Below are 24208 nucleotides of genomic sequence, written 5' to 3' on the forward strand. Positions count from 1 at the left end.
GCACTCATTGAGTCAGAGTGCCAGGAGGAAATTCGTGCCGACCTACCAGTACCAGTGCACCGAGTGCGGTGAGGGCCTTGAGGCCGTGCAGAAGTTCACCGATGAAGCGCTGACCGTCTGCCCGAGCTGCGACGGACGCCTGAAGAAGGTGTTCTCCGCCGTGGGCATCGTCTTCAAGGGCTCCGGTTTCTACCGGAACGACAGCCGTGGCGCCTCGTCGAGCAGCACGCCCGCCTCGAAGCCGTCGTCCTCGTCGTCCACCACGACGTCGACCGCTTCGGCTCCGGCCGCCGCGTCCTCCTCGACGTCCTCGAGCACGGGCGGCAGCTCCAGCTCGGCCGCCTGACCTCGCTCCTCTTCCGCAAGGCCCCGTACGCCCTCCTGGGCGGCGGGGCCTTGCGCGTCCCCCGTTAGGGTGGCGGCATGGTGAACGCAGAGATCGGTGTAATCGGCGGGTCGGGCTTCTACTCCTTCCTTGAGGACGTCTCCGAGATCCAGGTCGAGACCCCCTACGGGCCCCCGAGCGACTCGCTGTACCTGGGCGAGCTGGCGGGCCGGCGGGTTGCGTTCCTGCCGCGGCACGGGCGCAGCCACACCGTGCCGCCCCACAAGATCAACTACCGGGCCAACCTGTGGGCGCTGCGCTCGGTCGGCGTCCGGCAGGTGCTGGGCCCCTGCGCGGTGGGCGGCCTGCGGGCGGAGTACGGGCCGGGCACGCTGCTGGTTCCGGACCAGCTGGTCGACCGTACGAAGTCGCGTGCGCAGACCTTCTTCGACGGGGAGCCGCTGCCGGACGGGAGCGTCCCGAACGTCGTCCACACCACCTTCGCCGACCCGTACTGCCCGGTGGGGCGCACGGTGGCGCTCGCGGCGGCGCGCGGGCGGGAGTGGGAGCCGGTGGACGGCGGCACCATGGTCGTCATCGAGGGGCCGCGGTTCTCGACGCGCGCCGAGTCGCGGTGGCACGCGGCGGCCGGCTGGTCGGTGGTCGGGATGACCGGGCACCCGGAGGCGGTCCTCGCCCGTGAGCTGGGGCTCTGCTACACGTCGATGGCGCTGGTGACGGACCTGGACGCGGGTGCCGAGACGGGCGAGGGGGTCTCGCACGCGGAGGTGCTGAAGGTGTTCGGCGAGAACATCAGCCGGCTGCGCGAGGTCCTCTTCGACGCCGTGGCGGGCCTCCCGGCGACCGAGGACCGCGACTGCCTGTGCACCCGTGTCCATGACGGCTGGGACCTGGGCATCGAGCTGCCGTAGGCGCGCCGGAGACCGGCCACAGGCCTGCCGGAGCCCGTCGGGGCCCTGAGGGCCCGGGTACGGGCCCTCAGAGCCCCCGGCACCGCCCGAGGAAACGATTCCTCGGGCGGTGTCACGTTCCGCGGGGCCGTCCTGTCTCCAGGGCGAAGGGGTCGACCGGACCCCCCTCCGGAAGAGGCCAGCCATGCCGCGCATCTCGCTCACCCCGCCCCGCACCCTCCTCATGCGCATCGGCGCCTGGTACTCGCGCCGCACCTACGGCAAGGTGCTCGACCCCGGTCAGGCGTACGGGCACAACCCGCGCGTGCTGTTCTCGTACGTCCGGATGGAGCAGCGGGCGGCGAAGTGGAACCGGCTCGACGCCGGGCTGAAGCACCTCGCGGTGATGGCCTGCGCGGCCCTGATCAACTGCTCGTGGTGCATGGACTTCGGCTACTGGGAGGGCCACGAGCTGGGTCTGTCACCGGAGAAGATCGAACGGGTGCCGCGGTGGCGCGAGGCCCGCGAGGTGTTCACCGGGCTGGAGCTACTGGTCATGGAGTACGCGGAGGCGATGACCGAGACCGCGCCGACGGTCACCGACGAGCTGGCGGCCGACCTCGTCGGGCGGCTCGGCGAGGCGGCGTTCGTCGAACTCACCGCCGTCGTCGCGCTCGAGAACTGGCGCTCGCGGGTCAACAGCGCCTTCGGTCTGACCAGCCAGGGGTTCTCGGAGGCCTGCCGGGTGCCGGGCCGGGCCTGACCGAGCGCCGGCCGGCTGGCCGGCCGGAGTCGGCTGGGCCCCACACCTGCGGGTGAACGGGTTGTCCACAACCTGGGGATCGTCCACAGGCCGGAGCGGGCCGCGGCGAAGGGGCGGATCGTGGGAGGGTCCGGGCGATGGACCCGGGCACCGGATCTCGACCCGTTCGGCGGTGACCAGCATGTCCAGGACCTCTCCCAACTCCCCCGCTTCCCCGGCCTCTCCCCCGCCCTCCCCTTCCTCCGGGTGCCGCCCCGCGCGCCCCGTGCCGCCGTTCCCGCCGTTGCGCGTGGGGCGGGCCCGGGGAGCCCGGGGACGGCTGCGCCGTGCGGTGCGCCGCAGGCGGCGGCTCGCCTCGGCCGGGCTGGCCGTGGTGGCGGCCGCCCTGGCCGTCGGCGGGACGGACGCGCGCGCCTCCCGGGGTGCGGCGCCGCCCGAGGTGAAGGCGTCGCCCGCGGCGGTGCGCCTGGTGTCGGCCCCCGTACGCATCGCCGACGGGGCCACGGTGCGGCTGCTGCGCCCCGGGGACCGGGTGGACGTGGTGGCGGCGGAGCGCGCCGGACCGCCGAGGGTGGTGGCGTCGGGGGCCCGGGTGGCCGAAGTCCCGCCGCCGGAGAAGGGGTTGGGGGACGGCGGGGCGCTGGTGGTGCTGTCGGTGCCCCGGGATACCGCGCGGGCTCTGGTGGGTGCGGGTGCGGTGTCCCGGCTGGCGGTGACGTTGTGCTGATTCGTACTGGCGCCCAGTCAAGTCGCTCTGGGGTGGGCGCCGATTGGACATGGCGGGCCATGACTGCCGTAGCTTTCGGAACCGTTGGCTCCGTGTACAGCAGTGACGAAGAGAGGCTCAGTCGTGAGCGAGAAGAAGGAGAGCGTCCTGGCGGGCTTCAAGGCCTTCCTGATGCGCGGCAACGTGGTGGACCTGGCCGTGGCCGTGGTCATCGGCGCCGCGTTCACGAACATCGTGAACTCGATCGTGAAGGGCATCATCAGCCCGGTGGTGGGCGCCATCGGCACGAAAAACCTGGATGTCTACACCTCGTGTCTGAAGGCACCTTGTGGGGTGGACGCCAAGGGCGAGCCGACCGGCGTCAACATCATGTGGGGCTCGGTCCTGAACGCGACGCTCAGCTTCGTGATCACCGCCGCGGTCGTCTACTTCCTGATGGTCCTGCCGATGGCGAAGTACCTGTCCCGGCAGGAGGCGCGCCGCAAGGCCCGGGAGGGCGTGAAGGAGACCATCGAGATCACCGAGCTCGAGGTGCTCAAGGAGATCCGCGACACCCTGGTCGCGCAGCGCAGCGGGAACGGCGAGAGCGCCAGGACGCCGGGGGCGCGCGACGGCTTCTGAGCGCCTCGGCGGATCAGATGTGGTGCGGGGGCTTCTCGTCGAGGAAGCGGGCCAGGTCGGCCGCGCTTCCTCCGGCGGGCGGCCGCTCGCCCCAGCCGCGGTCGGTGTCGTCCGAGGACTGCTGGTCGAGCGGGTCGTCGAAGACCAGCTTCGGCCTGGGCTTCGCGGCCGGCTTGGCATCGGCCGTCGCCCCTGCTGCGGGCTCGGGGGACTGCGGGTCGGAGGCGGGGGCGGTGCTCATGCCTCAAGGGTACGGCCGCCCCCGCCCGGGGACCGGGCCCCGGCCTGGGCCCCGGTTTGGGCTCCGGTCTGGGCTCCGGCCTGGTCCCCGGTCTGGGCCCCGGGCCCGGCTCGGGTCAGCTGGGGGCTTCCGCACCCTTGCGGGCGTAGAACCACCAGCAGACCGCAAGGCAGGTCGCGTAGAAGCCGATGAACATCCACAGCGCGTTCGTGACGGCGGTGGCCGCGAACATGGCCGGGATGAAGAAGAAGCCGTATGCGGCGATGGCGGACGAGAAGCCGGTGACGGCGCCCGCCTCCATCTCCGACTGCTTCAGCGCGGCCGCCTGCGCCTCGGGGCCCTGGCCCACGGCCTGGCGCATGTGCTGGTCCCGGAAGATCACGGGAATCTGCCGGAAGGTCGATCCGTTGCCCAGCCCGGAGAAGGCGAAGGCCACCAGGAAGCCGGCGAAGAACGCCCAGAAGTTGCCCTGGTCCCCGCCCGACGGCAGCGCGAAGATCACCGCGATCAGGGCGGCCGCCATGCCGACGAACGACAGCATGGTCACCCGGGCCCCGCCGATCCGGTCGGAGAGCCAGCCGCCCGCCCAGCGCATCAGCGCGCCGATGAACGGTCCGATCCAGGCGTAGGTCGTCGCCTGGTATCCCTGCGCCTCGAAGTTGTTCTTGATGAGCAGGGGAAGGCCGGCGGCGAAACCGATGAAGGACCCGAAGGTGCCGACGTAGAGCCAGGTCATCAGCCAGTTGTGCTTACGCTTGAAAATGACCTTCTGCTGGCTGAAGGGGGCGGCGGCCACCTTGAGGTCGTTCATCAGGAACCAGGCGAGCAGCGCCATGATGACCAGCAGCGGCACCCAGAGGAAGGCTCCGTTCTGGAGCCAGATGTCCGTGTTCTTCTTCGCGTCGTGCTGCGGGCCGCCGGCCGGGGGCCCCAGCACGGCGGCGGTGACCACCAGGGGCGCGACCAGCTGGACGACGCTCACGCCGAGGTTGCCGAGACCGCCGTTGAGGCCGTTGGCGCTGCCCTTCTCCCGCTTGGGGAAGAAGAAGCCGATGTTGGCCATGGAGGAGGCGAAGTTGGCGCCTCCGATGCCGCAGACGGCGGCGATGAGGGCCAGTTCCCAGTACGGGGTGCCGGTGTCCTGGAGCGCGAAGCCCAGCCACAGCATGGGGGCGACGAGGACGAGCGTGCTGAGGGCGGTGAACTTGCGCTCGCCGAAGATCGGGCCGATGAAGGTGTACAGGATCCGGAAGGTGCCGCCGGTGATGCCGGGGATCGCGGTCAGCCAGAACAGCTGCGACTTGGAGAAGCCGAAGCCGACGTCGTTCAGCTTGACCACGGTGACCGACCAGACCTGCCAGACCACGAAGCCGAGCATCAGGGCCGGGATGGAGACCCAGAGGTTGCGCTGGGCGACCCTGCGGCCGGTGGACTGCCAGAACCCGTCGTCCTCGGGCCGCCAGTCCCCGATGACGGCCCCGGGCTTGTAGGTCTCCTTGCGGTGCGAGCGCACGGCGGACGGGGTGGGCGTCGGCATGGACATCGTCATCGGTCCTTCGGGTCGAGGAGCCACAGGGCGATCACGACGAGGAAGGACAGGATCAGGAATCCCGCACCCCACCAGGCCGTGGCCGTGTTGCCCTTCATCCACTCGTTGACGGTCACGGTCAGCGCCCAGAGCTGGCCGATGACGACGGTGAGGGCGAGGGCGAGGCGGGCGTTGAGCTTCGAGGAGCGCTCCGGTTCCTGTTCGGTGCCGGCGCCCGGGCCGGGGCCGGTGCGCCGGATCCGCGGGTCGCCGTAGCCGCTGGTGGGGCGGATCTGGGGGTAGCGCTCGTGGACGGGGCGGTTCAGCCGGGGCTGGGCGCTTCCCGGCCGGTAGGCGGGGCGGGGTGGCAGCTGGGGGTCGTTCATGTCCGCCTGCTCTCGGTGGCGCGGGCCGCTGCGGGGCAGCCCAGGCGTTGGGCCGCCTCGGGGCGGGAGTCGCCGAACTGCCGGCAGAGGGCTTCCTTGGCGGTCTCTCCCGAGCGGGCGGTGGCGATGGCCCAGACGCTGCCGTCGGCCCGTTCGGTGAGGAAGATCCTGGGGAGGGGGCGGGGCGGCGGCCCGGCGGTGACCTCGCCGGTGCGGGCGTCGAAGACGCCTTCGTGGCAGGGGCAGTACAGCTCTCCCTCGGAGCCCCGGTCCTCGCGCCACAGGACGGCGCAGGCGAGGTGGGTGCAGACCGCCGAGTAGCCGACGAGGCTTCCGTCGGCGAGCCGGACGGCGAGGGCCCGGTCCTCGTCACCGGGGAACCGGAAGGCGACGGCCTGGCCGGGGGCGAGCGCGTCGGTGACCTTCTTGGCCTCGGGCAGGTGCTCGCTGTCGCCGTGCCGGTGCAGGATGCCGGCGGCGACGCCGACTCCGCCGATGGCGAGGCCGCCGGAGACGGTGGCGACGATCCGGAGGTAGTCGCGGCGTGTGGTGAGGGAGTCGGCGCTGATCCGGTCGCGCAGCTGCCGGGCGGCCGCGTCGTCGTCGCCGTCGCCATCGGGGTCCCGGCCGGGCTGGGGGGCGGGCTGTTCGGTCACGCTCATCGCACATCCACCCCGTTGACTTCGACGACGGGCAGCCCGCCGGGGACGGGCCACTGGACCTTGTCGGCGGGGACGACCATAGCCACGCCGGTGGAGACGACCACGTCGCCGAAGGCGAAGGAGTCGGCGACCTCGACGCCGGGGCGCTCGGCCCGGAGCTCTTCGAGGGTTCCGTAGAAGAGGGCGCCGGTCGGGCAGACGGTGGCGCACATGGGGGCCAGGCCGTAGGCGGTGCGGTCGTAGCAAAGGTTGCACTTCATCTGGAGCTTCGCCTGGAGGTCGATCTTCGGAACCCCGAAGGGGCAGGCGTTGACGCAGTTGGCGCAGCCGATGCAGCGGGTGGTGTCGGCCTGCTGGACGACGCCGTCGGCGGTCACCAGGATCGCGTCTGCGGGGCAGACCTCGGCGCAGGGGGCGACGGGGTCCTCGCAGTGCATGCAGACGGTCGGCAGGGAGGCGACGGACTGGCCGGGGTCGCTGTAGTCGAGGTGGATCATCGACTTGCCGCGGTGCGAGTCGCATTCGCGGCAGGCAGAGACGCAGGCCTGGCAGCCGATGCAGCGGCCCGGGTCGATGAAGATCGTGCGGCCCATCATGGCGGCGTCAGCTCCTCTCCGCGGTGCCACGGCCCTGGGGGGACGTGGGCGGCAGGGGGTCGGTGCGGGAGACCTGGGTCTCCGGGTAGGCCTGGTGGCCGGGGGCCGTGGGGGGTTCGGGTACCTCGTCGACGCGTTCGGCCGACTCGATGCGGGCGGCGCAGACCTTGTACTCGGGGATCTTCGAGCGGGGGTCGAGGGCGTCGATGGTCAGGGCGTTCGCGGCCGTCGGGACGGGCCAGTGGTAGGGGATGAAGACGGTGTCGGGCCGGATGGCCTCGGTGACGAGGGCCGGGAAGACCTCGCTGCCGCGCCGGGTGACCACCCTGACGGCGTCGCCGTCGCGGAAGCCGTGGGAGGGGTGGACCTCCACCCAGGGGCGCGGGGTCTGTTCGACGAGGGCGCCCAGGCGGCGGGTCTGGTTGCCGGAGAGGAAGTGGGCGACGGTGCGGCCGGTGGTGAGGGAGAGGGGGAATTCCTCGGTGTAGGCGTCCATCGGCGGGTGCCATTCCACGACCTGCAGGTGGATCTTGCCGTCGGGGTGGTAGGTCCGTCCGTCCTCGAAGAGCCGCGGGGTGCCGGGGTGTTCGGTGGAGGGGCAGGGCCAGGCGATGCCGCCGGTGGCTTCGAGGCGGTCGTAGGTGATGCCGTAGTAGTCGTTGACGGTGCCGGCGGAGGCGATGCGCAGTTCTTCGAACACCTCGCGGGAGCCGGGGAAGTCGAAGTGGTGGCCTGCGCCGAGGCGCCGGGCGAGTTCGCAGATGACCCAGGTGTCGGTGCGGACGCCGGCGGGAGGTTCCTGGGCCTTGTTGTGCTTGACGACGCGTGCTTCGGCGTTGGCCATGACGCCCTCGTCCTCGGCCCAGGTGGTGACGGGGAAGACGACGTGGGCGTTGGCCGCGGTCTCGGAGAGGAAGAAGTCGAACTGGGCGTGGAACTCGGCGGTGTCGTAGCCGGCCTTGACCACGGCGTAGTTGGGGAGGGAGACGAAGGGGTTGTTGCAGATGCCGATGAGGCCGCGGATCTCCTTGCGCTGCATCTGCCAGACCATCTCCATCATGGAGGTCCCGGCGCCGGGGAGTTCGGACTCCTCGATGCCCCAGATGCGGCAGATCTGGGCGCGGTGTTCCGGGTTGGTGATGGAGCGGCCGCCGGGGAGCAGGTCGGATTTCTGGCCGTGTTCGCGGCCGCCCTGCCCGTTGCCCTGGCCGGTGATGGTGCCGTAGCCGGCGCCCGGTTTGCCGATGTTGCCGGTGGCGACGCACAGGTTGATGACGGTGAGGCAGTTCTCGACGCCCTGGGAGTGGTGTTCGATTCCGCGGGCGTGCCAGGCCATGGCCTTGCCGGCGGTCGCGAAGACGCGGGCGACCTGGGTGATCTGTTCGGCGGGGATGCCGCAGATCTCGGCGGAGCGGGCGGGCGGATATTCGGCGACGGTCTTCTTGACCTCGTCCCAGCCGGTGGTGTGTGCGGCGAGGTAGGCCTCGTCGGTGAGGCCTTCGGCGACGATCACGTGCAGGACGGAGTTGAAGAACGCGGAGTCGGTGCCGGGTCTGAGGGCGACGTGGATGTCGGCGGTGCGGGCGATGGCCGTCTCCCGCGGGTCGACGACGATCAGGGTGGCTCCGCGGTCGCGTGCGCCCCACAGGTACTGGGTCATCACGGGGAAGCACTCGCCGACGTTGGATCCGGCGATGAGCAGGCAGTCGGTGAGCAGGATGTCGGAGAAGGGGTTGCCGGCGCGGTCGATGCCGAAGGCGAGTTTGTTGGCGCCGGCGGCGCTGACCATGCAGAGCCGGCCGTTGTAGTCGACGTGTTTGGTCTTGAGGGCGACGCGGGCGAACTTCCCGACGAGGTAGGTCTTCTCGGAGAACAGGCTGGCGCCGCCGAGGAGTCCGAAGGCGTCGTTGCCGTGGGTTTCCTGGATGCGGCGGATCTCGGAGACGGTGAAGTTCAGGGCCTCGTCCCAGGAGACCTCCTTGAACTCCTCGTCGCGGGAGCGGCGCATCAGTGGTGCGGTCAGCCGGTCGGGGTGGTTGACCTGCTGGTAGGCGTTGATGCCCTTGGGGCACATCCGCATCCGGTTGATGTCGTGGTTGCGGGGTTCGACGCCGAAGACCTTGCCGGCGCGGTCGACGCGCAGGTACATGCCGCACTGCACGCCGCAGAAGCAGCAGTGGGTGGGGACGAGGGTCTCGCCGTTCTGGTCGGCGTGCCAGCGGTCGGCGGGGAGGCCGCCGGCGTCGCGGAAGTTGCGGGTGCCGGGCGGGGCGATGGCCGGGTCGAGGGGCAGGGGGGCCGGCTGGGCGGGGTCCGTCGCGGTCACTTGAAGCCCTTCTTGACGTGGGTCAGGTAGGCGTTGCCGCGCAGGATCCGCTTGCAGCGGGGGCAGTACTCGACGAAGGCGTTGAAGTCGAGGCGGAGGTCGCGCATGGTGCCGCGCAGGTTCTCGACGTACGGGGTGGTGTCGATGGGTTCGCCGCAGCGCTTGCAGGCGAAGACCTGTTCGTCCTGGCGGGCGGTGTACTTGAACAGCTGCATGCCGACGGCGGCGGGCCGCTGGACGATGTGGAAGAACTTCCCGAAGGGGATGTAGATGAGGGTGAAGACGACGGACACCATGTGGAGGATGGCCAGGAACTCGTAGCCGCCTCCGTGCAGGAAGATCGACGAGAAGGTCAGCAGGAGTCCGGTCACCGAGATCACGATGAGGCAGATCAGCGGGAGCAGGTCGTAGGCGAACCGCTGGCCGGTGATGGCGCCGCGGTCCTTCATGCGGCGCCACAGGAAGTACGAGGCTCCGGGGATGACAAGGACGGCCGCGATGTCCAGGCCGTGGAACATCAGCCAGCCGAGGATGTTCAGCGAGTTGAAGCCGAGGACTTTGAAGCCCCAGATCCGCATTTCGTAGCCGGGGCCGGAGCCGCTGCCGGAGGTGAAGGTGAACCAGCCCCAGGTGAGGGGGAAGGTGATCGCGGCGGCCAGCAGGCAGCCCCAGAAGATCAGCTGGTGGGCGGCCCAGCGGGGGCGGGAGCGGGCGCCGAGGAATTTCTGGAATCCGAGGTAGGTGGCGATCATCCGCGGCAGGGCGGTGGGTGCCTTCTTGAAGTTGGCGGCCGAGAAGAAGCTGCCGAAGCCCTTTTTGAAGAGGCGGCGCGCGCCGGGTGCGGAGACCCAGACGGTGTACCGGTAGGCCACGCCGAAGGCCAGGAAGACGGTGGCGACGGCGTAGGGCAGCAGTGCGGAGTCGAAGTCCCGCAGGAGGCGGCTGCCGAGCACGATCGCGGCGATGAGCAGGAGGGACACGACCGTGCCGGCCAGGGTGGCCCGTGCGGTGACGGACCGGCCGGCCGGCGCTGGGGGCTGCGGTGCGCCGGGCGGTGGCGGCGGGTCTGCGGCGAGTACGTCTGTGGGCTCGGACACAGCACCACGCTAGGTGGTCTGTACCGTTTTGGCCCGTTATGCAGATCTTATGGTTGCTCCGAACGGGTCATACGGCATCCAGCCCGCGGGCGGCGAAAACCGCCTTGGCCTCGGCGACCTGTGCGGCGGTGGGCGACGGCGTGTCGTGGAGGGTGAAGGGCACCCCCAGGGCCTCCCACTTGCTCTCGCCCAGCTTGTGGAAGGGCAGGACGTCCACCCGTGAGACGTTGCCGAGGCCTGCGGCGAACGCGGCCACGCCGTCGACGTTCTCGTGGGCGTCGGTGAGGCCGGGCACCAGCACGAACCGCAGGTGCACCTCCTTGCCCAGGCCGGCGAGGCGGCGGGCGAAGTCGAGGGTGGGTTCGAGCGGGCGGCCGGTGACGTGCCGGTAGGTGTCGCGGTCCCAGGACTTGATGTCGAGGAGGACGAGGTCCACGTCGCGCAGCAGCGCGTCGGTGGCACGGGCGCCGAGGAAGCCGGAGGTGTCGAGGGCGGTGTGCAGGCCGAGCTCGTGCTTCATGCGGTGCAGGAGTTCGCCCGCGAAGACGGGCTGGAGCAGCGGTTCCCCGCCCGAGAGGGTGGCGCCTCCGCCCGAGGCGGAGATGAAGCGGGTGTACTTGCGGGCTTCGGCGATGACGGCGTCGGCGGAGGTGCGCTTGCCGCCGCGCATGCGCATGGTGTCGGGGTTGTGGCAGTACAGGCAGGTCAGCGGGCATCCGGCGAGGAAGGTGACGAACCGGGTGCCGGGTCCGTCGACGCCGGTGGACAGGTCCCAGGAGTGGACGGAGCCCTCGCTGGGGCGCTGGGTCGCCGCGGCGGCCGGGGTGCGCCCGCAGCTGGCGGGGGCGGCGGCCGGGGTGGGGCCGACGGGGAGGCTCGTACCGAAGAGGACGGTCATGGCGGGTGCTCCAGACGTGTTCCGGTGTCCGATGGAAGCGTGCGGCCCCGGGGGCCGGGGTGAGGGCCCGGACCCCCGGGCGGCGCGGCCCGGGGGTCTTCCGGCCGGCGGTGGCCGGGCGGCGGGTGGGGCCCGGGAGCGGTTACAGCGTGCCGTGGAAGGTGCGGTTGAGGACGTCGAGCTGCTGGTCGCGGGTGAGGCGGACGAAGTTGACCGCGTACCCGCTGACCCGGATGGTCAGCTGCGGGTATTTCTCCGGGTGCTCCATGGCGTCCATGAGGGTGTCGCGGTTGAGGACGTTGACGTTCATGTGGAAGCCGTCGACCGCCATGTAGCCGTCGAGGACGCCCGCGAGGTTCCTGATCCGCTCCTCGGGGGTGCGGCCGAGGCCGTCGGGGGTGACCGTGTTGGTGAGCGAGATGCCGTCCTCGGCGTCCTCGTAGGGGAGCTTGGCGACGGACAGCGCCGAGGTGACGTAGCCGTGGGTGTCGCGGCCGTTCATGGGGTTGGCGCCCGGGGAGAACGGCTCGCCGGAGCGGCGGCCGTCGGGGGTGTTGCCGGTCTTCTTGCCGTAGACCACGTTCGAGGTGATCGTCAGCACGGACTGGGTGTGCTCGGCGCCCCGGTACGTCTCGTGCTTGCGGACCTTGCGCATGAACTCCTCGACCAGCCACACGGCGATCGCGTCGACGCGGTCGTCGTTGTTGCCGTAGGCCGGGTAGTCGCCTTCGACGAGGTAGTCGGTGGCGAGGCCGGTCTCGTCGCGTACGGCGGTGACCTTCGCGTGCTTGATGGCGGACAGGGAGTCGGCGGCGACCGAGAGGCCGGCGATGCCGCAGGCCATGGTGCGGCGGACATCGCGGTCGTGGAGGGCCATCTCGATGCGCTCGTACGCGTACCGGTCGTGCATGTAGTGGATGACGTTCAGGGCGTGGACGTAGGTCCGGGCGAGCCACTCCAGCTGCGTGTCGAACCGTTCCATGACCTCGTGGTAGTCGAGGACGGCGGAGGCCGGGACGGCGGTGCGGGGGCCGACCTGGGCGCCGGACTTCTCGTCGCGGCCGCCGTTGATCGCGTAGAGCAGCGTCTTGGCGAGGTTCACGCGGGCGCCGAAGAACTGCATCTGCTTGCCGACGGGCATGGCCGACACGCAGCAGGCGATGGCGGTGTCGTCGCCGAACCGGGGGCGCATCAGCTCGTCGGACTCGTACTGCACGGAGGAGGTGTCGATCGAGACGTGGGCGCAGAACTCCTTGAAGCCCTGCGGCAGGCGGGGCGACCAGAAGACGGTCATGTTGGGCTCGGGGGCCGGGCCGAGGTTGTAGAGGGTCTGGAGGTAGCGGAAGGAGGTCCTGGTGACGAGGGGGCGGCCGTCCTCGCCCATGCCGGCGATGGACTCGGTGACCCAGGTCGGGTCGCCGGAGAACAGCTCGTCGTACTCCGGGGTGCGCAGGAAGCGCACGATGCGGAGCTTGATGATGAAGTCGTCGACGAGTTCCTGGGCGGTTTCCTCGGTGAGCAGGCCGGCCTCGATGTCGCGCTGAAGGTATATGTCGACAAAGGTGGAGGTGCGGCCGAGTGACATGGCCGCACCGTTCTGCTCCTTCACGGCGGCCAGGTAGGCGAAGTACAGCCACTGGATGGCCTCGCGGCCGGTGCCGGCCGGGCCGGAGATGTCGTAGCCGTAGGAGGCCGCCATCGCCTTGAGTTCGGTGAGGGCGCGGATCTGCTCGGCGAGTTCCTCGCGCAGGCGGATGGTCTCCTCCAGCGAACGGCCGCCCGCGGGGAGGGCGTTCAGCTCGTCCTTCTCCTCCTTCTTGGCCTCGATGAGGCGGTCGACGCCGTAGAGGGCCACGCGGCGGTAGTCGCCGATGATGCGGCCGCGGCCGTACGCGTCGGGGAGGCCGGTCACCACGCCCGCCTTGCGGGCGGCGCGGATCTCGGGGGTGTAGGCGTCGAAGACGCCGGCGTTGTGGGTCTTGCGGTATTCGGTGAAGACCTTCGCCAGTTCCTCGGAGACCGGGTAGCCGTAGGTGTCCAGGGCGCCGGCGACCATGCGCCAGCCGCCGTTCGGCATGATCGCGCGCTTGAGCGGGGCGTCCGTCTGGAGACCGACGATCAGGTCCTTGTCGCGGTCGATGTAGCCGGGGGCGTGGGCGGTGATCGTCGAGGGGATGTCGTACGCGATGTCGTAGACGCCCTTCTCGCGCTCCTGGGGGAACTTGTCGGTGAGGGACTTCCACACGGCGGTGGTGCGCTCGGTGGGGCCGGCGAGGAAGGAGCCGTCGCCCTCGTACGGGGTGTAGTTCCGCTGGATGAAGTCGCGGACGTCGATGGCGTCGCGCCACAGGCCGCCCTTGAAGCCGTCCCAGGCTCCGGTGTGCATCGTGGTTTCCGCAGGGGTGGCAGTCATGGCCGGCACCTTCCGAGTCGCCTCATTGCTTGTCTCCATTGCACGCCCTTTGATCGATCATTTGGCGCCGCGATGGTCCCGAATCGGGGCCCGAAGGTCCTGCGACCTTCGGGCCCCGGCTGCTGCACAGGTGGTGTGACCTGGAGTTTCAGGAGGGGACTTAAGCCCTTCGTGCGCTTGTGAAAGCTTTCACAAATATCTGCGCGCGTCGCTCTTAATCCGATGATCCGACGCATGCCCGCCCCTGTGGACAACGCCGCGCCCGCCCCGGACGGGCCGGGCAGCATGGAGGCGTGGAACGGGACCGGCGCGGGGGACGCGGGTCAGCTGGGGGCTTCCGCGCCGGGCCGGGCGTAGAACCACCAGGCCACGACCACACAGCTCGCGTAGAACCCCACGAAGCCCCACATCGCACTGGTCACGGCGAAGTTGGCGAACATCGCCGGGATGAAGAAGAACCCGTAGGCGGCGATTCCCGCGGTGAAACCGGTCACCGCTCCGGACTCGATCTCCGCCTGCTTCAGGGCCGCCGCGTACTGCGGGGTGCCCTCCGCCAGACCCTTCAGGTGCACGCCCCGGAAGATCACCGGGATCTGCCGGAAGGTCGAGCCGTTACCGACGCCGGAGAAGAAGAACGCGGCCAGGAAGCAGAGGAAGAAACCGTGGAAGGAACCCGAATCCGAGCCTGTGGGCAGGAAGTTGATCACACCGATGATCGAGGCGGCCATGCCCGCGAACGACAGGATCGTCACCCGGGCCCCGCCCAGCTTGTCGGCGATCCAGCCGCCCGCCCAGCGGGCCAGGGCGCCCAGCGCCGGGCCCATCCAGGCGTAGGTCGCCACCGAGTACGCCGGGAAGGTGGTCTTGATGAGCAGCGGCAGCGCGGCGGCGAAGCCGATGAAGGAGCCGAAGGTGCCGACGTAGAGCCAGGTCATCAGCCAGTTGTGCTTACGCCGGAAGATGATCTTCTGCTGGCTGAACGGGGTGGAGGCGACCTTCAGGTCGTTCTGCCCGAACCAGGCCACGGCCGCGAGCACGACCACCACCGGGACCCAGACGAAAGCCGCGTTCTGGAGGTAGATCTCCGAGCCGTTCGCCTTCTTCTGGCCCGCGCCGATCGCCAGCACCGACGAGGTGATCAGGATGGGCGTCAGCAGCTGGACCACGGAGACGCCCAGGTTGCCCAGGCCGCCGTTGATGCCGGTGGCGTTGCCCTTCTCCTGCTTGGGGTAGAAGAAGCCGATGTTGGCCAGGGAGGAGGAGAAGTTCGCGCCGCCGATACCGCACAGCGCGGCGATCGCGACCATCGTGCCGTAGGAGGTGCCCGGGTCCTGCACGGCGAAGCCCAGCCACAGCAGCGGGACGATCAGCACCAGCGTGGAGAGCGCGGTGAAACGCCGCTGGCCGACCATCGGGCCGAGGAAGGTGTAGAAGATACGGGCGGTGCCGCCGGTGACGCCGGGGATCGCCGTCAGCCAGAACAGCTGCGACTGGGAGAAGCCGAATCCGACGTCCTTCAGGTTGGTCGCCGTGATGCTCCAGACCTGCCAGACCACGAAGGCCACCAGGAGCGCCGGTACCGCGATCCACAGGTTGCGGGTCGCGACCCGCTTGCCCGTGGACTGCCAGAAGGACGGATCCTCCGGCCTCCAGTCCGTGATGGCGCGGCCCGGGCGGTACTGCGCCGGGTCGGCCAATACCTCCGGCGCTTGCTGGGTTGCGGTGCTCATGGCGTCGTCCTGAACGTCGAGGAGGGGCGTGACCCTTCCAGGCTCTGCCCGCGGGGGCACCGCGCGTCAGGGGCGAACGTCGTGCGGGCGGCGGGACAAGGTCCCGCCGCGGGCAGTGCGTTGGTCGGGCCGCCGGCGCCCGCGTCCGGCCGGGGTACCCGTGCGGTGCGGGCCGCGCGCCTCGGCTCCCGGGCGGCCCGGGCCTGGTGTGCTGGGCGGTATGACGTACGTACCTATGACCGCCCGCAGCCGCGACGAGGGCCACCGGACCGCCACCACGCTGGAGCTGTTCTTCGACCTCTGCTTCGTCGTCGCGATCGCCCAGGCGGGTCAGCGGCTGGTGCACGCGCTCGCGGAGGGGCATCCCGGCAGCGGGCTGGTCGGCTACTTCTTCGTCTTCTTCGGCGTGTGGTGGGCGTGGATGAACTTCACCTGGTTCGCCTCCGCCTACGACTGCGACGACGTGCCGTACCGGATCGCGACGCTCGTGCAGATCGCCGGGGTGCTCGTCTACGCGGCGGGGGTGAGCCGGGCCTTCGACGGCAACGACTGGACGGTGGCCGTCGTCGGCTACCTGATCATGCGCCTGGCGCTGACGGCGCAGTGGCTGCGGGCCGCGGCCGGGGAGAGCGGGCCGGGGCGGACCGCGGCGCTGAAGTACGCGGCCGGGCTGCTGCTGTGCCAGGCGGGTTGGGTGGGGCTGCTGTTCGCGCCGGACGGGTGGAAGCGCTGGCTGTTCCTGGTGCTGCTGGTGGCCGAGCTGATGGTCCCGCTGGTGGCGGAGAGCGGGCACCAGACGCCGTGGCACGCCCACCACATCGTGGAACGGTACGGGCTGTTCACCATCATCGTGCTGGGCGAGACCATCGCCGCGAGCACCGTGGCGGTGAAGTCGGCCCTCGACGAGCACGAGGCGCTGGGCGAGCTGCTGCCCATCGCGGCGGGCGGGCTGCTGATCGTCTTCGCCGCCTGGTGGATCTACTTCGCGGTCCCGATGCACGAGCGGCTGAACTCCAACCGGGAGGCCATCCCGTGGGGCTACGGCCACCTGGTGATCTTCGGTTCGGGTGCGGCGATCGGCGCGGGCATCGAGGTGGCGGTGGAGCACGCGGTCGGCAAGGCGCACATCTCGCAGGTGGCGGCGAACGCCGCCGTGACCGTGCCGGCGGCGGTGTTCCTGTTGATGGTGTGGCTGCTGCACTCGCGGCACTTCAAGCGGGGGCCCGCCCAGCAGCTGGTCCTGCCGCTGTCCGCCGTCGCGATCCTCGCCTGCACCTGGGCGGGTTCGTACGCCGTGCTGTACGCGGGGCTGGTCGCGGCGGGCACGGTGGTGGTGGGGATGACCCTCGCGGTCCGCTCCGCGCCGGTGGCCGTCTGAGGCGGCGGCGCCCGGGACCGTCACCCCCGTGGCGCCGCCGGCGTTCTCCAGCGCAGGACGCCACGGTGACGGGCGACGGCAAGAGAGGCACCTCGGATGACACTCCCCTCACAGAGACTCGGTACCGGCCCCGGCGGGGAACTGGCCGAGCCGGGCTTCTGGCAGCGGCCTCCCGCCGACCGCCTCGCGGCCTTCGCCCGCCTGCGCGCCCTGGACTCCCCCGTGTTCGTTCCGGAGGGCGGTGGCCGCGGCGGCCACTGGGCCCTCGTACGGCACGCGGACGTGCAGGAGGCCAGCCGGCTGCCCAAGGTGTTCGCGAGCGCCCCCGGGGTCACCACGCCGGAGCCGGCCCGCTGGGTGCGGGCCCTGTTCGGGGACTCGATGGTCAACCTGGACGGCCCGGACCACGCGCAGCTGCGGAAGATCGTGCAGCGGGCGTTCACGCCCCGGCTGCTGGCGGCCGCGGAGGAGGACATCCACGCGGTGGCGGCGCGGATCGTGGACGACGTGCTGGAGCGGCGGCCCGACGAGTTCGTCTCGGCGGTGTCCTCCCGGCTGCCCCTGGAGGTCATCTGCAACATGATGGGCATCCCCGACCGCTACCGGGCGGAGATCGCCGACCGGGTCAACCACGCCTCGGAGAACATCGGGGTGGAGCGCGGCCTGGCGTCGCGGCTGCGGATGCCCGGGCGCGGGCTGCGGGCTCTGGCCCGGATGCAGCGGATGGTCGCGGGCATCGGCCGGGAGCGGCGCCGCAACCCCTCCGACGACCTGATCTCGGCCCTGGTGTGCGCGAACGTGGACGGGCAGGCGCTCGGGGCCCGCCAGTTGGGGGCCTTCTTCAGCCTGCTGATGGTGGCGGGGGTGGAGACGACCCGCAACGCCATCACCCACGGGCTGACCCTGCTGACGGACTTCCCCGCCCAACGGGACCTGCTGCTGTCGGACTTCGAGACGTACGCGGACGGCGCGGTGGACGAGATGATCCGGCACTCGACGCCGATCATCCAGTTCCGCCGGACGGTCACCACGGAACACACCCTGGGCGGTCACGCGTTCGCCCCGGGGGACAAGGTGGTGCTGTACTACGCCTCCGCCAACCGGGACGAGGCGGTCTTCCCGGACCCTGACGCCTTCGACATCACCCGCTCGCCCAACCCGCACCTGGGCTTCGGCGGCGGGGGGCCGCACTTCTGCCTGGGCGCCCATCTGGCCCGGGTGGAGATGAAGGCCCTGTTCCGCGAGCTGCTGACCCGGCCGGTGGGGTTGCGGGCGGTGGGCCTGCCCGACCTGGCGGGGTCCAACTTCGACAACCGCGTCCGTTCGCTGCGCTTCGCCTTCGAGTGCCCGTCAGGGCCGTAGGGGGCAGCCGGCCGGGAAAGGGGCCGGCCGCCGGGCAGGCTGGGAGCCCGGCGGCCGGAGCGGGGCGGCGACCGCCGCCGCGGCTACTTCTGCAGGGTCTGCACCGCGAGGACGCAGTGGGCGCTGCTGGTCAGCACCGCCTCGTCCCCGGCGAAGCCCTGGAGCAGCTCCGGCGTCACGGCCTGGCCCGGGACGGCCTCGGGCCAGGCGCGGGTGGCGAACAGGAAGTAGGCCTGCCCGCTCTCGTTCGCGGCGGCCACCCACTCGGGCGGGGCGGTGCAGGTGGCGTTCAGTCCGGGCAGGGTCAGTGCGATCTGGTCGTCGGCGAGCAGGATCTGCACGGGGAAGGTACGCGGGTTGCGCGTGCCGTCCATGACGACGTCGCCGATCTGCAGGCCGATCTCCTCCAGCAGCCCGCGGGCGGCCGCCTCGCCGCCCTCCCGCCCCTGCGGGCCGTCGCCGAGGGTGTAGGCGATGAGGTACGGGACGTCGTGGCCCTCGGAGGGGTCACCGATCCAGGCGAGGACGGAAAGGGTGCCGAGCAGGGAGCGGTCGGTTTCGGCTTGCGTTGAAGTCATGCGCCGCACCTTAGTGCTCTCCCGCCCGGGCCTTTCACGGCCTTTCACCCGGGCGGGCTACACGGCCCAGAATCCACCTCCGGAATTCGGCCGCATGTTCGCGTCCTGATACTGGAGCCGCACAATGCGCTGGTTTTCCGGAATTTCGAACACCACCCACCCTTCGGCCCGTTCACCGACCGCGAGGGAATCGAAGACGAGGGGTTTGCCGGTCGTCAGTTCACCGGTGCGCAGGGCCGGGTGGCGCTTGCCCGCGCCGTCGTACGCCCACATGCGCCCGAGCGCCCCGTACGAGGCCCCGCCGACGTTGACGAACGACATCGAGGCGGCCACCCAGCGCTTGCCGGCGGGGGGCGCGTAGTTGGGTTCGACGCTGACGGCGGGGTCCACGAACGCGCCGAGCAGCACCTGGAGGTGTCGACCCACCTCCCGCCCTTGCACCCGTACGGAGTCACCCACATGGGCATCCTTCGCGGCGCCGGCCGCCGCGGCCCGGTCCGGGGCGGCGGGCTCCTCGTCGCCGCCCGGCACCCCGTCGTCGGCCGGGACGGCGGGCACGGCGGCCGGGGGCTGCGCGGTCCCCCCGGGGGCGCTCTGGCAGGCGGTGGCGGTCAGCAGCAGGGCGGGCAGGAGCGCGGCGGCGGCGAGCGCGCGGGAGGTGTGACGCATACGGGGACCCCTTCGGGGATCTTCGAAAGCAGGCGTTCGGCGGCGATATCTTTCGGCCAGTCTCACGCGCCCGAGCGGGGAATTGCACACACCGACACGAGCGCGCGGAGCGAGTTGCCCGCCAACTGCCAGCACAATGCGTTCCGGCGGAATCCCGCCACCCCGCACCCACCCGGAGGAATAATGTCCACCGCTGCCCGCCGAATGGCCCTGACGGCCTTCTCCGCCCTCGCCGCCACCACCCTGTTCGCCACCCCCGCCCTGGCCACCGTTTTCCACCAGGGAATTTCCATGAGGTCGCAGGCCCACATCAACGGTCAGGGCGAGGTCGTCCTTTCCGGCACCTACCACTGCGAGCTCTCCCCGACGTCGGGGGCGGTCCAGATCAAGGCCACCGTCGTCCAGGACGGCAGCCGCCTGAGCATCGGCGCCGGCGAGGTGTTCTGCGACGGCCGGGAGCACCACTGGAAGGCGGTGAGCCCGCTGACGGCCGGCCTGCACGAGGGCCCGGCGCGGGCCGTCGCGGAGCTCCAGGAGATCCACATGTCCGGGCTGATGCCGCGCGCGCTCAGCACGGTCGCGCAGGACGAGCGCGACATCGTGGTGGTCGTCGACCACCGGTAGCAGGGGGTGGCAGGCCCGCGGGGTCCGGTAGCCGCCGCTACCGGCACTCCGGGGCGACGCCCGTCATCGACATGAACGCGACCGTCTGGCACCCGGGGTCGCTGTGCGGCCGCCCGGTCGTCCAGTCCACGACCGCCTGCCCCCCGGCCGCCAGCAGCAGCACGAGGAGCGTTACCACGATGCCCGTGACCGCACCCCTGTTCAGGCGGCGCACGGCTCGTTCCGCACGCCACGCGGAAGACCACGCTTCGGTTTCATGGCGGCATCATCACCCCGCCCTCCGCATCCCACAACTCGGCGTGACCGCTCGGTCACGGCGGGCCTTCGGCCAGGCCGCCGGTCACGCCGCGCCGCGCGGAGCGCCGCCCGCGTCGAACTCGCACCACACCGCCTTGCCGTCACCCCTGGACTCCACCCCCCAGTGCGTGGCCAGCGCGTCCACCAGCAGCAGCCCGCGCCCCGTGGTGGCCGCCTCGCCCGGGGAGCGCCTGCGCGGCCACACGCTGGAGCGGTCCTTGACCCACAGCCGGATCCGCCGCACCGGCTCCGGCAGCACCTCCATCGTCAGCACCGCCCCGCCGTCCGTGTGCAGCAGGGCGTTGACCAGCAGCTCCCCCGCCGCCAGCTCGACGTCGTCGGCCAGCTCCGCCATCCCCCAGTCGCGCAGGGCCTGCCGCAGGGCGTAGCGGGCGTCGGAAAGCCCCTCGGGGTCGGCCTGGTGGACGTACTGGTGGATCCGGGGCGCCCGGTGGGTGCCCGGGTCGGGGGCCCGCCGCAGCACGAGCAGGGCGACGTCGTCGCCGGAGCCCCAGCGTTCCCACAGCCGGTCGGAGAGGTGGTCGGCGAGCTCCCCCGGGCTCTGCGGCCCGCTGCGCACGGCCTGGGCCAGGGCGTCCATCCCGGCGGTGATGGTGGAACCGGGCTCCTCGACGAGCCCGTCGGTGCACAGGACGAGCGTCTCGCCGGGGACCAGGTCCAGCCGGGTCTCGGGGAACTCCTCCTGTTCGAAGGCCGAGGCCAGCCCCAGCGGCAGGCCGCCGCGTACGTTGGGCCAGCCGGTACGCCCGTCCGTGTGCCGGATCAGCGGGCCGAGGTGGCCCGCGCGGACGGCCCGTACGCCTCCGGTCTCCAGGTCCACCTGGGCGTACATGCAGGTGGCGAAGCGTTCGGTGTCGAGTTCGGCGAGGAAGCGGGAGGCCCGCGCGAGGACGGTGGACGGCGGGTGTCCCTCGCCCGCGTAGGCGCGCAGCGCGATGCGCAGCTGGCCCATGATGGCGGCGGCGTGCGTGTCGTGGCCCTGTACGTCGCCCACCACGATCCCGACGCGGTCACGGGGCAGGGAGATGACGTCGTACCAGTCACCGCCGACCTCCCGCCCGCTCCAGGCGGAGTGGTAGCGGACGGCGATCTCCCCGCCGGTGATCTCGGGGATGCGGCGGGGGAGCATCGAGGCCTGGAGGCCGGTGGCGAACTCGCGTTCCTGGTCGAAGAGGAGGGCCCGCTGGAGGGACTGCGCGACGATGCCGGCCAGGCCCAGGCACAGGTTCTGCTCCTCAGGGCTGAAGTCGGTGCGACGGCGGTAGAAGAGCACGAGTCCGCCGATGGCCCGGGCCTGGGCGATCAGCGGCAGGTAGGCGGCGGCGTCGAAGCGGATGCGGCGCAGGTAGTCGGCCAGCAGCGGGAACTCGTCCGCGAGGGCGGAGAGGGAGGTGACGAAGCGCGCCTTGCGGGTGATGACGGCCTGGGACAGGGGCAGGGATCCGTCCAGCCGGGTGAATTTGCGTTCGTCGAGGATCTCCAGGGACTCCCCGCTCAACGCGATGATCTTGATGGCGTCGTTCTCGACGAGGCCCAGGGCCAGCCCGTCCGCGCCGAGCCGTTCCAGGGCGCCGGCGCCGGTGAGGGCGGCCGTCACGTCGTCGACGGTCACCGCCCGCGACAGGGCCTCCGTGGTGCGCTGCACGATGGCCGCCTGCTGGATGCGGGCGTTCTCCAGTTTCCGCAGCACCGTCGCGTGGGCGAGCTCGGCGGTGGCGTCGCGGACGATGCCGACGATCCGCCGGGCCCGGCCGTCGGGGTCGCGCAGGACCCGGCCCTGGGTGTGGGTCCACTGGTCGCGGCCGTCGCGCCGGCGCACCGTGAAGTACGAGCCGTACGTCTCCCCGCCGCCGCCGAGCGCTCCGTCCACGGTGTCCTGGAGCCGGGCCGAGTCGTCGGCCGGGATCCGCAGGCCCAGGCCCCGGGGGGTGTGGTCGAACTCGTCCGTCTCCAGGTCGAAAACGGCCAGCCCGGCCTCGTCCAGGACGAGGGTGCCGCTGTCCAGGTCCCACTCGAAGCTGCCCATGCCGTTGAGCGCGAGCCGCTCCCCGGGGCCCGTCAGGGGTCCGGGCGGGCCCTGCCCCCCGGCGTCCCGCTCCGCCGCTGCCACCAGACTCACACCACCTAACGGCCGGGCCAGCACGGCTGCGAGATCAGCCGCTCCCACTCCTCGTCAGGATGCCCCGGAAGGGTGCGCCCGGCCTCCCGCCAGCGCTTGACGAGGGAGAGGTAGATCGCCGCCGGGTCGCCGGAGCCCGCTCCCCGGTGGGAGCCCGGGGGGTACCCGCCGGATCCGTACGGGCCGGGGGCCTGCTGGCTGCCCCCGTACGGGCCCGCGCCGTACGGACCCCCGCCGTGCTGGCCGCCGTGCTGGCCTGCGCCGTACGGACCCCCGCCGTGCTGGCCCCCGCCGTACTGCCCCGCTCCGTGCGGCTTGGCCGCGGCGGCCCCCGACGGGGGCTGCTCCCCCCGGCTGGCGGGAATGCGCACCCAGCCCCGGCCGCCCTGTGCTCGTTCCGCGCCCATCGCGGACCCCTCTCAGGTGGATCTCAGCGTAGATACGTCTCCGGATGCCCGGCGGGGGCCCGGACCTGCCGGACCCCGCCGGTCGAGCCCGGCAGCGGACCCCGCGCGCCGAGGCGCTTGCGGACTCCCTTCACCAGTCTCCCCGCCGTGAAGCCCGCGCCGTGCACGAATCGCATGGAAGGTCCGAATGAGGGAGCCGTCAGCAGCCCCGCGAAGAACAGTCCCGGCCAGGAGGACTCGAATCCGGGGCTCAGCTCCGGCGCGTCCCCCTCGCCCACGGTCGCCAGCGCGGCCCGCAGCCCGGCGTCCAGGAAACCGAGGCGGGCCAGCCGGGGGGCGAAGCCGGTCGCGGCGATGACGTGCGCGGTGTCCAGGACGACGGACTCCCCGCCCGGCGCGGTCAGCCCGAGCCGGGTCCGCCCGCCCGCCGCCACCGCCCGGTGCAGCCGGTGTCCCATGAGCGCGGGCACCCGCCCCTCGAAGCGGTCCCGCAGCCACCAGGCCCCGGCCGGCCCCAGGGCGGTCGCGGCGATCCGCTCCCGCGTCGGCGCGGGCAGGGCGCGCACCGCCCGGGGCAGCTCCGACCACACCCAGCTGCGCCAGCCGGTGCCGAGCCCGCTGTGCGGGTCGCGCAGGGCCCGCAGCACCGGCCGCCGCAGGGGCTGCGGGACGGTGTTCCAGTTCAGCCGGGACCGGCGGGCCACCAGGCGGGGCCGGGCCCCCGTCTCCGCGAGCAGCGCGGCGGTCTCCAGCGCGGCCTGCCCGGCGCCGAGGACGGCCACGTCCTGGCCGGCGAAGCGGGACAGGTCGCGGTGGCCGCTGCTGTGCGAGTAGTGGGACGGGGGCAGCTCGCGCAGCGCCCGCGGGTACCGGGTGAACGGCATCACCCCGACGGCCAGGGCCACCGTGCGGGCGAGCAGCGGCGGCCCCTCGGCGGTGCTCACCCGGAAGCCGTCACCCTCCGGGGCGACCTCCGTGACGGTGCTCTCCTCCACCTCGGGCAGGCCGGCGTGGCGGGCGAACCAGAGGCCGTACGCGCTGAAGGTGCCGATCGGCAGCGGGCTGCCGTGCTCCGCCGTGACGCCCCGGGTGGCGCAGTACTCGGCGAGGGTGTAGCGGCCGCCGGGGGCGGAGAGGTTGGAGGACCAGGGCTCCGACTTGAGGTACATGCCCTCGGGCATGTGGTCCCGCCAGGAGGCCATGGGCCGGCCCAGCACCCGTACGCCGAGCCCGGCCGCCGCCGCGTGCGCGGCGATCGACAGCCCGTACGGGCCCGCGCCGACCACCACGAGATCCTCCATCCGCCTCACGGGCGTTCCTCTCCTCCAGCACGATCGACGCCGCCCCACCGTGTGACGGCGCGTCACCAGGTCACCGGATGACCGTCACCCCGGCGTCACCGCGTCACCGCGTCACCAGCTCGTCCGGCTCGGCCGGCGCCCCGGCGGGGGGGGGGCCCCCGCCCCCCGGGGGGGCGGCGGGGTCTTCCTTTTACACTCCCCCGCGGGTTTTTATGTATTTAAAAAACC

At 71.7% G+C, this 24208-nt stretch carries 24 protein-coding genes; 8 read left to right on the forward strand and 16 right to left on the reverse strand.

Going from position 1 to position 24208, the window contains the following annotated elements; all coding sequences use genetic code 11:
- Nucleotides 1-34 precede the first annotated feature (34 nt).
- The 5 genes from ABT403_RS33195 (at nucleotide 35) to mscL (ending at nucleotide 3347) form a co-directional block, all read left to right on the forward strand.
- The gene (locus ABT403_RS33195) at nucleotides 35-346 is read left to right on the forward strand and encodes an FmdB family zinc ribbon protein (RefSeq protein WP_344151301.1); all 312 of its coding nucleotides are present in this window, start codon (nucleotides 35-37) and stop codon (nucleotides 344-346) included.
- A gap of 77 nt (nucleotides 347-423) precedes the next feature.
- Complete coding sequence (locus ABT403_RS33200) at nucleotides 424-1257, forward strand: S-methyl-5'-thioadenosine phosphorylase (RefSeq protein WP_344151298.1); 834 nt, start codon at nucleotides 424-426, stop codon at nucleotides 1255-1257.
- A gap of 184 nt (nucleotides 1258-1441) precedes the next feature.
- Nucleotides 1442-1999 (forward strand): carboxymuconolactone decarboxylase family protein, encoded by a 558-nt coding sequence (locus ABT403_RS33205; RefSeq protein WP_344151295.1) that lies wholly within the window; start codon nucleotides 1442-1444, stop codon nucleotides 1997-1999.
- 181 nt (nucleotides 2000-2180) lie between these two features.
- Nucleotides 2181-2726 (forward strand): hypothetical protein, encoded by a 546-nt coding sequence (locus ABT403_RS33210; RefSeq protein WP_344151292.1) that lies wholly within the window; start codon nucleotides 2181-2183, stop codon nucleotides 2724-2726.
- A gap of 123 nt (nucleotides 2727-2849) precedes the next feature.
- Nucleotides 2850-3347, forward strand: coding sequence for a large conductance mechanosensitive channel protein MscL (gene mscL, locus ABT403_RS33215; protein WP_344151290.1), 498 nt, complete (start codon nucleotides 2850-2852; stop codon nucleotides 3345-3347).
- A 13-nt stretch (nucleotides 3348-3360) separates the two neighbouring features.
- On the opposite strand, the gene ABT403_RS33220 is transcribed toward mscL, so the two are convergent.
- The 10 genes from ABT403_RS33220 to ABT403_RS33265 all read right to left on the reverse strand — a co-directional run bounded on the left by ABT403_RS33220 (nucleotide 3361) and on the right by ABT403_RS33265 (nucleotide 15224).
- Nucleotides 3361-3588: a hypothetical protein gene (locus ABT403_RS33220; RefSeq protein ID WP_344151288.1), complete on the reverse strand. Its 228-nt coding sequence runs from the start codon at nucleotides 3586-3588 to the stop codon at nucleotides 3361-3363.
- Between the two features lie 115 nt (nucleotides 3589-3703).
- Complete coding sequence (locus ABT403_RS33225) at nucleotides 3704-5131, reverse strand: NarK family nitrate/nitrite MFS transporter (RefSeq protein ID WP_344151285.1); 1428 nt, start codon at nucleotides 5129-5131, stop codon at nucleotides 3704-3706.
- A 2-nt stretch (nucleotides 5132-5133) separates the two neighbouring features.
- Nucleotides 5134-5502 carry a hypothetical protein gene (locus tag ABT403_RS33230; RefSeq protein ID WP_344151282.1) on the reverse strand — a complete coding sequence of 123 codons (369 nt, stop codon included), beginning with the start codon at nucleotides 5500-5502 and terminating at the stop codon, nucleotides 5134-5136.
- Nucleotides 5499-6164 (reverse strand): QcrA and Rieske domain-containing protein, encoded by a 666-nt coding sequence (locus ABT403_RS33235; protein WP_344151279.1) that lies wholly within the window; start codon nucleotides 6162-6164, stop codon nucleotides 5499-5501. Before ABT403_RS33235 ends, ABT403_RS33230 begins: the two co-directional genes overlap by 4 nt.
- A complete protein-coding gene (locus ABT403_RS33240) occupies nucleotides 6161-6760 on the reverse strand; it encodes a 4Fe-4S dicluster domain-containing protein (RefSeq protein ID WP_344151276.1) in 600 nt (199 codons plus the stop codon). Before ABT403_RS33240 ends, ABT403_RS33235 begins: the two co-directional genes overlap by 4 nt.
- Nucleotides 6761-6767: 7 nt before the next feature.
- Nucleotides 6768-9086 carry a molybdopterin oxidoreductase family protein gene (locus tag ABT403_RS33245; RefSeq protein WP_344151273.1) on the reverse strand — a complete coding sequence of 773 codons (2319 nt, stop codon included), beginning with the start codon at nucleotides 9084-9086 and terminating at the stop codon, nucleotides 6768-6770.
- Nucleotides 9083-10183, reverse strand: coding sequence for an MFS transporter (locus tag ABT403_RS33250; protein WP_344151270.1), 1101 nt, complete (start codon nucleotides 10181-10183; stop codon nucleotides 9083-9085). Before ABT403_RS33250 ends, ABT403_RS33245 begins: the two co-directional genes overlap by 4 nt.
- Nucleotides 10184-10250: 67 nt before the next feature.
- Nucleotides 10251-11081, reverse strand: coding sequence for a pyruvate formate-lyase-activating protein (pflA, locus tag ABT403_RS33255; RefSeq protein WP_344151267.1), 831 nt, complete (start codon nucleotides 11079-11081; stop codon nucleotides 10251-10253).
- A 142-nt stretch (nucleotides 11082-11223) separates the two neighbouring features.
- Nucleotides 11224-13494: a formate C-acetyltransferase gene (gene pflB / locus ABT403_RS33260; RefSeq protein WP_344151264.1), complete on the reverse strand. Its 2271-nt coding sequence runs from the start codon at nucleotides 13492-13494 to the stop codon at nucleotides 11224-11226.
- 323 nt (nucleotides 13495-13817) lie between these two features.
- Nucleotides 13818-15224, reverse strand: a complete 1407-nt coding sequence (locus tag ABT403_RS33265; protein ID WP_344151261.1) for an MFS transporter — start codon at nucleotides 15222-15224, stop codon at nucleotides 13818-13820.
- A gap of 220 nt (nucleotides 15225-15444) precedes the next feature.
- On the opposite strand from ABT403_RS33265, the gene ABT403_RS33270 reads away from it, so the two are divergent.
- Together ABT403_RS33270 and ABT403_RS33275 are read left to right on the forward strand one after the other, a co-directional pair.
- Nucleotides 15445-16602 (forward strand): low temperature requirement protein A, encoded by a 1158-nt coding sequence (locus tag ABT403_RS33270; protein ID WP_344151258.1) that lies wholly within the window; start codon nucleotides 15445-15447, stop codon nucleotides 16600-16602.
- Between the two features lie 96 nt (nucleotides 16603-16698).
- Nucleotides 16699-17964, forward strand: coding sequence for a cytochrome P450 (locus tag ABT403_RS33275; protein ID WP_344151255.1), 1266 nt, complete (start codon nucleotides 16699-16701; stop codon nucleotides 17962-17964).
- Nucleotides 17965-18047: 83 nt separating this feature from the next.
- On the opposite strand, the gene ABT403_RS33280 is transcribed toward ABT403_RS33275, so the two are convergent.
- Nucleotides 18048-18542 carry a DUF5949 family protein gene (locus ABT403_RS33280; RefSeq protein ID WP_344151252.1) on the reverse strand — a complete coding sequence of 165 codons (495 nt, stop codon included), beginning with the start codon at nucleotides 18540-18542 and terminating at the stop codon, nucleotides 18048-18050.
- 57 nt (nucleotides 18543-18599) lie between these two features.
- Entirely contained in the window at nucleotides 18600-19211 is a 612-nt protein-coding gene (locus ABT403_RS33285; RefSeq protein ID WP_344151249.1) for a DUF4352 domain-containing protein, read from the reverse strand.
- A 183-nt stretch (nucleotides 19212-19394) separates the two neighbouring features.
- Between ABT403_RS33285 and ABT403_RS33290 the strand changes: the two genes are divergently transcribed.
- Nucleotides 19395-19835, forward strand: coding sequence for a DUF6299 family protein (locus ABT403_RS33290; RefSeq protein WP_344151246.1), 441 nt, complete (start codon nucleotides 19395-19397; stop codon nucleotides 19833-19835).
- Between the two features lie 37 nt (nucleotides 19836-19872).
- Here the strand turns inward: ABT403_RS33290 and ABT403_RS33295 are convergent, their stop codons facing one another.
- The 4 genes from ABT403_RS33295 to ABT403_RS33310 all read right to left on the reverse strand — a co-directional run bounded on the left by ABT403_RS33295 (nucleotide 19873) and on the right by ABT403_RS33310 (nucleotide 23980).
- Entirely contained in the window at nucleotides 19873-20049 is a 177-nt protein-coding gene (locus tag ABT403_RS33295) for a hypothetical protein (protein WP_344151244.1), read from the reverse strand.
- 126 nt (nucleotides 20050-20175) lie between these two features.
- Nucleotides 20176-22263: a SpoIIE family protein phosphatase gene (locus tag ABT403_RS33300; protein ID WP_344151406.1), complete on the reverse strand. Its 2088-nt coding sequence runs from the start codon at nucleotides 22261-22263 to the stop codon at nucleotides 20176-20178.
- A gap of 14 nt (nucleotides 22264-22277) precedes the next feature.
- A complete protein-coding gene (locus ABT403_RS33305; RefSeq protein ID WP_344151242.1) occupies nucleotides 22278-22679 on the reverse strand; it encodes a hypothetical protein in 402 nt (133 codons plus the stop codon).
- 23 nt (nucleotides 22680-22702) lie between these two features.
- Entirely contained in the window at nucleotides 22703-23980 is a 1278-nt protein-coding gene (locus tag ABT403_RS33310; RefSeq protein ID WP_344151403.1) for an NAD(P)-binding domain-containing protein, read from the reverse strand.
- Nucleotides 23981-24208: the final 228 nt, after the last annotated feature.

The sequence above is a fragment of the Streptomyces sp. NPDC000075 genome (genome assembly GCF_040301925.1).
Taxonomy (GTDB): domain Bacteria; phylum Actinomycetota; class Actinomycetes; order Streptomycetales; family Streptomycetaceae; genus Streptomyces; species Streptomyces polychromogenes.